The sequence below is a fragment of the Novosphingobium lentum NBRC 107847 genome (genome assembly GCF_001590965.1).
GTDB classification, from domain to species: Bacteria; Pseudomonadota; Alphaproteobacteria; order Sphingomonadales; family Sphingomonadaceae; genus Novosphingobium; species Novosphingobium lentum.
Window position 1 is genome coordinate 21,273 of sequence record NZ_BCTW01000032.1, and the last position, 8,771, is coordinate 30,043.

Annotated in this window: 11 protein-coding genes; 4 read left to right on the top strand and 7 right to left on the bottom strand. The window is 65.6% G+C overall.

The window, feature by feature from the left end; translation table 11 throughout:
• Positions 1–44: 44 nt before the first annotated feature.
• Entirely contained in the window at positions 45–848 is an 804-nt protein-coding gene (locus NL2_RS19615) for an SDR family oxidoreductase (RefSeq protein WP_068078054.1), read from the top strand.
• Positions 849–864: 16 nt separating this feature from the next.
• On the opposite strand, the gene NL2_RS19620 is transcribed toward NL2_RS19615, so the two are convergent.
• The 5 genes from NL2_RS19620 to NL2_RS19640 are packed head-to-tail and all read right to left on the bottom strand — an operon-like array spanning position 865 to position 3,852.
• Positions 865–1,158 carry a DUF1330 domain-containing protein gene (locus NL2_RS19620; protein ID WP_068078057.1) on the bottom strand — a complete coding sequence of 98 codons (294 nt, stop codon included), beginning with the start codon at positions 1,156–1,158 and terminating at the stop codon, positions 865–867.
• 24 nt (positions 1,159–1,182) lie between these two features.
• Positions 1,183–1,578 carry a nuclear transport factor 2 family protein gene (locus tag NL2_RS19625; protein WP_068078060.1) on the bottom strand — a complete coding sequence of 132 codons (396 nt, stop codon included), beginning with the start codon at positions 1,576–1,578 and terminating at the stop codon, positions 1,183–1,185.
• Positions 1,575–2,420, bottom strand: coding sequence for an SDR family NAD(P)-dependent oxidoreductase (locus NL2_RS19630; protein WP_068078063.1), 846 nt, complete (start codon positions 2,418–2,420; stop codon positions 1,575–1,577). Before NL2_RS19630 ends, NL2_RS19625 begins: the two co-directional genes overlap by 4 nt.
• An 11-nt stretch (positions 2,421–2,431) precedes the next feature.
• On the bottom strand, positions 2,432–3,253 hold the full coding sequence (locus NL2_RS19635) for an SDR family NAD(P)-dependent oxidoreductase (RefSeq protein WP_068078070.1): 822 nt from the start codon (positions 3,251–3,253) through the stop codon (positions 2,432–2,434).
• Positions 3,254–3,279: 26 nt separating this feature from the next.
• Positions 3,280–3,852 (bottom strand): hypothetical protein, encoded by a 573-nt coding sequence (locus tag NL2_RS19640; RefSeq protein ID WP_157083280.1) that lies wholly within the window; start codon positions 3,850–3,852, stop codon positions 3,280–3,282.
• Between the two features lie 190 nt (positions 3,853–4,042).
• Here NL2_RS19640 and NL2_RS19645 point away from each other — a divergent pair, with 190 nt between their 5' ends.
• Positions 4,043–4,627, top strand: a complete 585-nt coding sequence (locus tag NL2_RS19645; RefSeq protein WP_068078076.1) for a carboxymuconolactone decarboxylase family protein — start codon at positions 4,043–4,045, stop codon at positions 4,625–4,627.
• A 23-nt stretch (positions 4,628–4,650) separates the two neighbouring features.
• Here NL2_RS19645 and NL2_RS19650 read toward each other — a convergent pair whose 3' ends face one another.
• Both NL2_RS19650 and NL2_RS19655 read right to left on the bottom strand, forming a co-directional pair.
• Positions 4,651–5,055, bottom strand: a complete 405-nt coding sequence (locus tag NL2_RS19650) for a DUF4440 domain-containing protein (protein WP_068078079.1) — start codon at positions 5,053–5,055, stop codon at positions 4,651–4,653.
• A gap of 49 nt (positions 5,056–5,104) precedes the next feature.
• Positions 5,105–5,938 carry an oxidoreductase gene (locus NL2_RS19655; protein ID WP_068078087.1) on the bottom strand — a complete coding sequence of 278 codons (834 nt, stop codon included), beginning with the start codon at positions 5,936–5,938 and terminating at the stop codon, positions 5,105–5,107.
• A 216-nt stretch (positions 5,939–6,154) separates the two neighbouring features.
• Between NL2_RS19655 and NL2_RS19660 the strand changes: the two genes are divergently transcribed.
• Positions 6,155–6,970: an SDR family NAD(P)-dependent oxidoreductase gene (locus tag NL2_RS19660; protein WP_174522636.1), complete on the top strand. Its 816-nt coding sequence runs from the start codon at positions 6,155–6,157 to the stop codon at positions 6,968–6,970.
• A 36-nt stretch (positions 6,971–7,006) separates the two neighbouring features.
• Positions 7,007–8,590 (top strand): phytoene desaturase family protein, encoded by a 1,584-nt coding sequence (locus NL2_RS19665; protein WP_068078082.1) that lies wholly within the window; start codon positions 7,007–7,009, stop codon positions 8,588–8,590.
• The last annotated feature ends 181 nt before the right edge of the window (positions 8,591–8,771 follow it).

The window sequence follows — 8,771 nt, forward strand, 5'->3', positions numbered from 1 at the left end:
GCGGGCTGAGGCTAAATGGCTGGAACTGATTAAGAAAGCAGGCAATGAATCTGGGCATCGCAGGACGCACCGCGCTCGTTCTGGGCGGCAGCAAGGGCATCGGCCGGCAGATCGCGCTCGATCTGGCAGACGCGGGCGCCAACGTCATCGTCGTCGCGCGGGGCCAGACAGCGATCGACGAAACGGTCGAGGCCGTGCGCACCAAAGGCGTCCGCGCCGTCGGCATCAGCGCCGACCTGCTCGATCTCGCCAGCTACCGGCGCATCCACGACACCGCCGTGGCCGAACTCGCCGCGCCCGACATCGCCATCTACAACCTCGATCCGCCGCCGCCCGGCACGTTCGCCGAAGTGGACGAGGACATGCTGGCGCAGGCCTATCACAGCGTGGTGCTGTGTTATGCCCGGATGCTGCGCGTGGTCCTGCCGCATATGCAGCAGCAGCGCTGGGGCCGCGTGGTCACCATCGGATCGGGCACGGCCAAGCAGCTGGTGCGCAGCGGGCTCAATTTCGGCTACGTGCTGGCGAACAGCACGCGCGTGGCCGCCAGCGCGCTGGCCAAGACCGTGGCGGGCGAAGTGGCGGCGCAAGGCGTGACCATCAACACCATCGGCACCGGCTATATCGACACCGAAGCCAATCGCGCGTGGACCCGCGAACAATCGGCGGCGGCGGGGATGAGCTTCGACGATTTTCGCGGCAACATGGTGCAGCACATCCCCGTCGGGCGCGCCGGGCAACCGCAGGAAATGGCGGCGCTGTGCCTGTTCCTGTGCTCGCAGGCGGCCGGTTTCACCACCGGCGAAACCATCCTGTGCGACGGCGGGCAGACCAACTCGATCCTGTGACCCGGCAGGGTCGCGGTTACAGGTCGGATTCGAACGCCAGGATGCGGAAGCTCGAGCCGGTTTTGCGCAGCTCGGCATAAGGGCGGTATTCGTCCGATGCCATGAACGCGCGGATCGCGGCGAGCGACGGGAAGCGCGACACCGTGACCGTATCGGGCACGTCCAGGATTCCCTCCAGCAGTTCGGGCGCCGCGCCGTTGGCGATATATTCGCCGCCGAAGCTGGCGAAGATCGCGGGAACCGCCGCGATGTATTGTTCCATCCACCCGGCATCGCGCGTGTCGGTGAATGCGACCATGTACGCTGCCATGCGTGATCCTTCGTTCAGCCGGTGTTATCCGCCAGCCAGGCCTGCCTGGTGCATGATCGTCGTGTCGAAATACTCGGCAATCCGCGTGATCTTGTCGCCTTCGACCGTGGCGACCAACAGGAACGGCGTTTCGATCACGCCTTTGGCCGTGTCCCCGACCAGCGTCGCCTGCTCGACAAATCCGCCGGGATGCAGGTGCACGCGCATATCCTTGTAGCGCTGGTTGGAGAACGTCGTGGCGCTGGCATCAAGCATCCCGCGATAGGCATCTTTCGGGTGCTCGGTGTCCGGCTGGAAATTGTACCAGACCACGGCGTGATCGGCGAGATGATCGACGATCCGCGCGTTGTCGAGCGAGCGGCACGCCGCCTCCCAGCTTTTCGCCACCGCGCCAACGCGGTCGAGTGCAGCTTGGGTCATGCGGCATCTCCCGCCGAATTTCCCCACGTGTTGGCGACGTGCGCCTCGAACTGGTCGCGGTTGTCTGCGACGTGGGCGAACGCCTTGCTCACCCCGCCGTCGACGCGCAGGATTTGCCCGGAAACGAACCGCCCGTCGTCGGACGCGAGCAGCGCCACCATCGCCGCGATATCTTCGGGATAGCCCAGCTCAGGCGTCAGGTGGTGGCGCTCGACCATCCGGATCAGTTCGGGCTGGTTGGCGCGCGAGGTGGCGGTGGGCACCATGCCGGGCGATATCGCATTGCAGGTCACGCCCTGTTTTCCATACTGCGCGGCGACATACAGCGTCAGCGCGTTGACCGCCGATTTCGACGCGGCATAGGCGGTGCGCGCCAGATCGCCCAGCAGCGACGCGCCCGAACTGACATTGATGATCGCGCCGCTGCCCGATGCGATCAGCGCGGGCAGCGCGTGCTTGATCATCAGCATCGTTCCGCGCGTGTTGACCGCGAACGTGTGGTCCCAGACCTCGATCTCCATTTCGCCGGCCGAGCCATCGCGGTTGAGGAATTCGGATTGCGTCGCCGCGCCGTTGTTGAACACGACGTCCAGCTTGCCGTAATGCGCCAGCGTATCGGCGATCAGCTGTTCGATGCTGGCCGGATCGCCCAGATCGAGGGGCAGCGCGATGGCGTCGCCGCCTTCGCTGCGGATTTCCGCCGCCAGCTTTTCAGCGGGCTCCAGCATGATGTCGGCGATCACGACTTGTCCGCCCTCTGCGCACAGCCGCCGTGCGGTGGCCGAGCCGAGGCCGCCGGCGCCGCCGGTGACGATGCAGGTTCTTCCCGTAAGTCTGCCCATGGCCTTGTTCCTCAGTTCTTGTCGGGCTTGTAGGCATCGACGCCGCCGCGCGTTTCCGCGACATGCGGGAAATGCGTGGAAATGCCGCCATCGACCGGGATGATCTGCGCGGTGATGAACTTGCCATCGTCCGACGCCAGCAGCGCGACCATCGCCGCCAGATCATCGGGCCGGCCCAGCCGCGGAGTCAGGTGGTGGGCCAGGTACAAGTCGAGGTTGTGCCCCTGGTTCATCTCGGTGTTCTCGGTCACCACCAGCCCCGGCGAGACCACGTTGCAGCGCACGCCCTTCTTGCCATACTGCGCCGCGACATATTCGGTCAGCACGTTGATCGCCGCCTTGGACGAGGCATACGCCACGCGAAACAGGTCGGCACGCAGCGACGCGCCCGAACTGGTGTTGATGATCGAACCGCCGCCTTGCGCGATCATGTGCGGCAGGGTGTGCTTGATCATCAGCATGGTGCCGCGCGTGTTGATGCGGAACACGCCGTCCCACAAGTCGGCGTCCATGAACTCGACCGCCGCGTCGTTCAGCATCGTTTCGTAGCGGGTGTCGGCCGCGTTGTTGAACAGCACGTCGATGCGGCCATACTGCGCCACGGCATCGGCGATCAGTGTCTTGATGCTCGCCTCTTCGGCAAGGTCGAGGTAATGCGCCACCGCCTCGCAACCGGCATCGCGCACGGTCTGAGCCGTCCGTTCGGCGCCTGCCAGGTCGATGTCGGCGAGCACCACTTTCGCGCCCTCGGACGCCAGCCGCCGCGCGGTCGCGGCGCCGATGCCGCCGCTCGTGCCGCTGATCACGGCGACTTTGCCTTCCAGTCGTCTCATAGGGTCTTCCTTCAAGCTGAGCGGCATCACGCCGTCTCGAGCGGGCCGTCCACCAGCATGTCGACCTGGCTGCGATCGACCTGCTGCACCAGGATCGGCGCGCCGTTGATGATGTCTTCGCCCATCATGAGCCCGTCGGCATCGAACCGCATCATGGTGACGTTGGGCCAGCGCACCAGATAGATGCCCTCGGGATCGACCGGTTCGCTGTGCCTGGTCAGGAACACGCCGGGATAGATCGCGCTGAGGACGGCATAAACGACCACGCCGTGGTCATCGAACAGCACGCGCTCGTCATCGAACGGGCCGGCCATCCGCACCCCCAGCGCGACGACGCCATCGTACATCGCGCGGGTGCCGGCGCGGTCGACGATGCTGGCCATGCCGCCCTCGGGCATCATGAACGGGTGGCCGTCAAAGCTGTAGGAAATCGGGCCGTGCGACATCGTGTCCATGACCATGTCGACATCGTTGATCACTTCGCCCCACCAGTGATCGCGGTGGACCGTCAGCCAGCCTTTGCGCTGTGCGTCGGGTTCCGCTGCGATGCGGGCGTCCAGCCGGGCCAGGCTTTGGCGGGCGGTGGAAAAGCTGGGCATCCTGTTGTCTCCCTGCCGCGTCGCAGCGCAGCTTTGGTGGCGATCGTTGGCGCACCGTGCCACGAAACGATCCTACCCGCGGGCAGGATCAAGTTGCCGGTGCGTCAGGCAAGAAACTTGGACTCGGGCGGTGAACCATGCATTCTCCGGCCCCGGGAGAGTTCCTGACGAGTCACTGCAGGAGAGGCCAATGCCCTACAGAGTAGACATCCCCGAAGACCGCGAACCGCTGGTCCACATCCTCAACCACGTCGGCACCGAAAAGCTGCTGGACACGCGCCAGCGCATGTTCCGCACGATCTACGATGCGCCCGAAACCACGCTGACCGCGCGCGAGCGTGAGGGCATGCGGATCATGGGTGCGGCGCGCACCAATTGTCCAATCTGTTCGGGCATGCGGTTGTGGCGCGACTGGCCCGGTTTCGCCGGCGGCGAGATTCCCGAGGAATTCTACCAGAACGCCATCGACTGCAATTACGCGTGGGAAGGGTTCACCCCGCGCGAGAAACTGCTGATCGAATATGCCGACCGGTTCGAGCGCGATATCGAGAGCATCAACGGCGACGACGTGCTGTGGGACCGGATGCACGCGCTGCTGACCGAAGCCGAGATCGGCGACACCAACCTGATGCTGGGTTGCTGGGTCGGCACCGGCCGCGTGCTGAAGGCGATGGGCATCGGCAGCGTCTGCGTCGTCCCGCCCAGCCCCGAAACGCTGGCCGCGCTGCGCAACGATCAACTGAGCGAACGCGCCGATCTCGTTCCGGCAGAGTGACCTGACCGCCCTGCTGCCGCCGATCAGTCCTTCGGGGTAAAATCGATCGGCGGCAGCGACATGCCGTCCATGTATTCGTCGCACCGCGTGATCTGCTGGCCGCGCGTGTGGAACACCATGGCGAACGGCACGTCGTTGCGCGATCCGGCGCCTGCGATGGTGATGTCGCCCAGGCACTGCTGAAGCACCGTGTCGTTGCTCATCGGCGTCAGGCGGATGTCCTTGAACTGGATCTGCATGACCTTGAGCGCTTCGACCAGCATGTCGAATTCCTCGTCCTTGGTCAGGTTCTTGCGCACGGTGGCGTGCCACTGGATGAAGTCGTCGGCGGCAACGGTTTTCATCCCTTCGAGGTCGCGCGCGCCCCAGAAGCCGTTCCACCGTTCGACCGCGATGATCGAATCCGGTTTTGTCGCAGTGCCGGTCATGGTTCGGATCCTTTGCTTGACGGGAAGGCGGGAAACGCGCGGCTCCGCCTCATGCGAACGCCGTTCCCAGCGAGGCATCGCGCCACGCGTCGAGATCGTGCCTGACGTTGTCCAGCTTGGCCAGGATGCCCACGACCGCATCCGCGCCCAGCGCCAGCCGGCGCGGCGGGTTGCCCGCGCGGATGACGTCGATGATCGCCTGCGCGCCTTTCACCGGATCGCCCGGTTCGGTCCCGCTATAGGCCGCCGCCCATTTTTTCGCCTCGCCCGCCTGCATCCCGGCATAGGCATCGACCGATCCTTCGGCGCCGTGCATCGACCGTCCGGCAAAATCGGTGCGGAACGCGCCCGGCTCGACGATGAGGACATCGACGCCGAATGGCGCCAGTTCCTCGCCCAGTGCATCCGACAGCCCCTCGAGCGCGAACTTCGAGGCGCAATACGCGCCCGCCCCGGCGAAACCGACCTGCCCGGCCATCGATGAAATCATCACGATCGTGCCGCCGCTCGCGCGCATGGCCGGAATGAACGCCTGGGTCACGCGCAGCGCACCGAAGAAGTTGGTTTCCATCACGCTGCGCACTTCGTCGAGCGCCAGCGCCTCGATTGCGCCGACCATGCCGAACCCGGCGTTGTTGACCAGCACATCGACCCCGCCGAGCCGCGCGCGCGCCGCTTGCACTCCGGCTTCAACGGCGGCCTGATCGTTCACATCCATCAGGATGGCACCGATGCCCTCGCCGGCCAGTTTCTCCATTTGCGCGGTCGTGCGGACGGTGCCCAGCACCTTGTCGCCCGCTGCTACGACCGCGCGCGCCAGTTCGCGACCGAACCCGGTGGAAATGCCGGTGATGAACCAGCGCCGTTGCTGAACTGCATCCATCGGATTCCCCTCCTCGCCCATGGCAGCGCCCGGTGCCTGTCGCCCGGTGTCGCGCGATGGCCGAGACTAGCGAGCAAGCGCCACACAGGCCCTGCCCGATGACAGGTCGATGGTCCGCATCGCCGCGCCGGATGCGTGCGGAACCCTCCGGCGGATAGGAACCGTCGGGTCGATCGGGCGATACGACACTCCGAAAATCACAACGGGAGAATGCACATGCGCAGGCTTGAAGGAAAAATCGCGGTCATCACCGGCGGCGCGGGCGGACTGGGTTCGGCCACGGCAGAGCGCTTCGTGAGCGAGGGCGCAACCGTGGTGGTGGCCGACGTCGTCGACGGCCGGGCCAAGGACACCGCCGCGCGCATCGGCGGAGGCTCCATCGGCCTGCATTTCGACTGCGGCGATCCGGCGTCGATCGAAGCCGGCATCGCCGAGGCGATCCGCCGGTTCGGCAAGATCGACATCCTGTTCAACAACGCGGCGGCCACGTCGATGGAGGTCAATTCGCAGGATCGCACCGCGGTCGATACGCCGATCGAGATCTGGGATCTGGTCATGAACGTCAACGTGCGCGGCGTGATGCTCGGCTGCAAATACGCGATCCCGCACATGATCGCGGCCGGCGGCGGCTCGATCATCAACACCGCATCGGATTCCGGCCTGATGGGCGACAACGTCCGCATCGCCTACGGAACCTCGAAAGCCGCGGTCATCGGCCTGACCAAGTACGTTGCCGCGCAACACGGGCGGCAGGGCATCCGCTGCAACGCGATCCTGCCGGGGCCGATCATGAACGACAGTCTCGGCGCTTACCCGGACCTCGTCGCGCGCATCAAGCGCCAGTCGCTGACCTCGCGGATCGGCATTCCGGCGGATATCGCGGCGATGGCGGCGTTCCTGGCGGCGGACGAATCCGCATACATCACCGGGCAGGCTTATTCGGTCGATGGCGGACACCTCGCTCACCAGCCGCAAATGGCGGACATGCGCGAACTGGAAGCGCCCGAACTGCCGCCCGTGGACACGTTCTGAAGCCGATCCGGGGCGCTTGGGGAGAGAGAGACGAACATGGCCGAAACCTATGACGTGGTCATCGCCGGCGCGGGGCACAACGCGCTGATCCTGGGCTGTTATCTGGCCAAGGCGGGGGTCAAAACGCTGATCGTCGAACGGTCCGACCGGGCCGGCGGCAGCGTGGCGACGCGCGAACTGACCGGGCCGGGCTTCAAGCAGGACGTGTGCTCGGTCAGCCATTCGCTGATCATGGGCAACCCCCTGATCCGCAACGACGAACTCCAGCTGCTGTCCAAGTATGGGCTGCAATACAACCACCCCGAACGCATTTCGGCGCTGCTGTTCGACGATGGCACCGTGCTGGAATTCTGGAGCGATCTGGAGCGCACCGCGGCATCGATCGCCAAAATCAGCCCGAAGGACGCCGACAACTACCGCCGCTTCGTCGATACCGTCGACAAGACGCTCGACATGCTGGTGATGGGCATGTTCAGCGTGCCGCCCGACCCGGGCACGCAGGCGATGATGATGAACGCCTCGCCCGAGGGGCAGGAGCTGATGCGGCTGCAGGCGATCAGCGCGTGGGACCTGATCTGCGAATGGATCGAACACCCCAAGATCCGCATCGCACTGGCGCGCTATGCGTCCGAAACCATGATGGACCCGTTCGACAACGGCACCGGCTTCGGGTTTTATCTGATCCTGCCGTACATGTACAAATTCGGGCTGGGCATCGCGGTGGGCGGGTCGGGCGCGCTGGCCGATGCGCTGGTGCGCTGTTTCGAGGACCATGGCGGCACCATCCGCCTGAATGCGCAAGTCGAACGCATCCTGCTCGAAGGCCAGACCGCGCACGGGCTGGTGCTCGACGACGGGGAGGTGATCCGCGCCGACAAGGCCGTGGTCGCCGGGCTCCATGTGGCGCAAGTGTTCCCCCACATGGTCGAAGGTGCCGAACTGCCACCCGGCTTCCTCCACCGCATCGACGTGCTCAAGTACGCCGCGCTGCAGCCGATGACGGTGCACCTCGCGCTGAAGGAACCAGCGCATTTCACCGTCGGCCAGGGGATCGACGATTTCTACTGGGTCGAGACCGGTCACGCCGATGTCGACGAATTCGCGCAAGGGTTCCAGGACCTCAAGCGCGGCATCCCGCGCGACGATTTCGCGATCTATGTCCAGCAGTTCCGCGCCGATGCCACGCGCGTGCCCGAAGGTATGGCGCAGCTGCACATCTACGCCTTCGTCCCGCTCGACCTGAAGGATGGCGGGCGCGCGAAGTGGGACGAGATCGGCGAGGAATGGGCCAACCGGTTCATCGCCAACTTGCGCAAGATCGCGCCGAACGTGACGCCGGACAACATCCTCGGCATGCACTTCATGACCCCGCTCGACATCACGCGCTACAACACCAGCCTGGTCAACGGCGACATCCAGCACCTCGGCTTCTACAGCTGGCAGCTGGGCGGCAACCGCCCGGTGCCCGGCTGGGGCCAGTACCGCATGCCGATCGAGCGGCTGTACCTGACCGCAGGTTCCACCCACCCCGGCGGCGGCGTGACCGGAGGGCCGGGGCGGAATGCGGCGCAAGTGCTGTTCGAGGATCTCGGCCTCGATTTCGACAGCGTCACCGGCTGACCGGCGCTTATGCCTACCGCCTACCGGGCGAAAGGCCCGCGCGGGGTGGGCGGCTCATACCCATGCAGGTTCGGGAATGCGGCATGACGTGCAGATGACAGGGATGGTTTCGGGGATGACGGAGTTGGGTGCGGCGCCCAGTGTGCCGGTGGGTGTGCCGGTGGGTGTGCCGGGCGGCGTG

What these genes read in the sequence shown, in the direction of transcription:
- NL2_RS19635 (WP_068078070.1), bottom strand. Translation starts at nt 3,253, where the DNA reads ATGAGACGACTGGAAGGCAAAGTCGCCGTGATCAGCGGCACGAGCGGC.
- NL2_RS19615 (WP_068078054.1), top strand. Translation starts at nt 45, where the DNA reads ATGAATCTGGGCATCGCAGGACGCACCGCGCTCGTTCTGGGCGGCAGC.
- NL2_RS19660 (WP_174522636.1), top strand. Translation starts at nt 6,155, where the DNA reads ATGCGCAGGCTTGAAGGAAAAATCGCGGTCATCACCGGCGGCGCGGGC.
- NL2_RS19650 (WP_068078079.1), bottom strand. Translation starts at nt 5,055, where the DNA reads ATGACCGGCACTGCGACAAAACCGGATTCGATCATCGCGGTCGAACGG.
- NL2_RS19640 (WP_157083280.1), bottom strand. Translation starts at nt 3,852, where the DNA reads ATGCCCAGCTTTTCCACCGCCCGCCAAAGCCTGGCCCGGCTGGACGCC.
- NL2_RS19645 (WP_068078076.1), top strand. Translation starts at nt 4,043, where the DNA reads ATGCCCTACAGAGTAGACATCCCCGAAGACCGCGAACCGCTGGTCCAC.
- NL2_RS19655 (WP_068078087.1), bottom strand. Translation starts at nt 5,938, where the DNA reads ATGGATGCAGTTCAGCAACGGCGCTGGTTCATCACCGGCATTTCCACC.
- NL2_RS19625 (WP_068078060.1), bottom strand. Translation starts at nt 1,578, where the DNA reads ATGACCCAAGCTGCACTCGACCGCGTTGGCGCGGTGGCGAAAAGCTGG.
- NL2_RS19665 (WP_068078082.1), top strand. Translation starts at nt 7,007, where the DNA reads ATGGCCGAAACCTATGACGTGGTCATCGCCGGCGCGGGGCACAACGCG.
- NL2_RS19630 (WP_068078063.1), bottom strand. Translation starts at nt 2,420, where the DNA reads ATGGGCAGACTTACGGGAAGAACCTGCATCGTCACCGGCGGCGCCGGC.
- NL2_RS19620 (WP_068078057.1), bottom strand. Translation starts at nt 1,158, where the DNA reads ATGGCAGCGTACATGGTCGCATTCACCGACACGCGCGATGCCGGGTGG.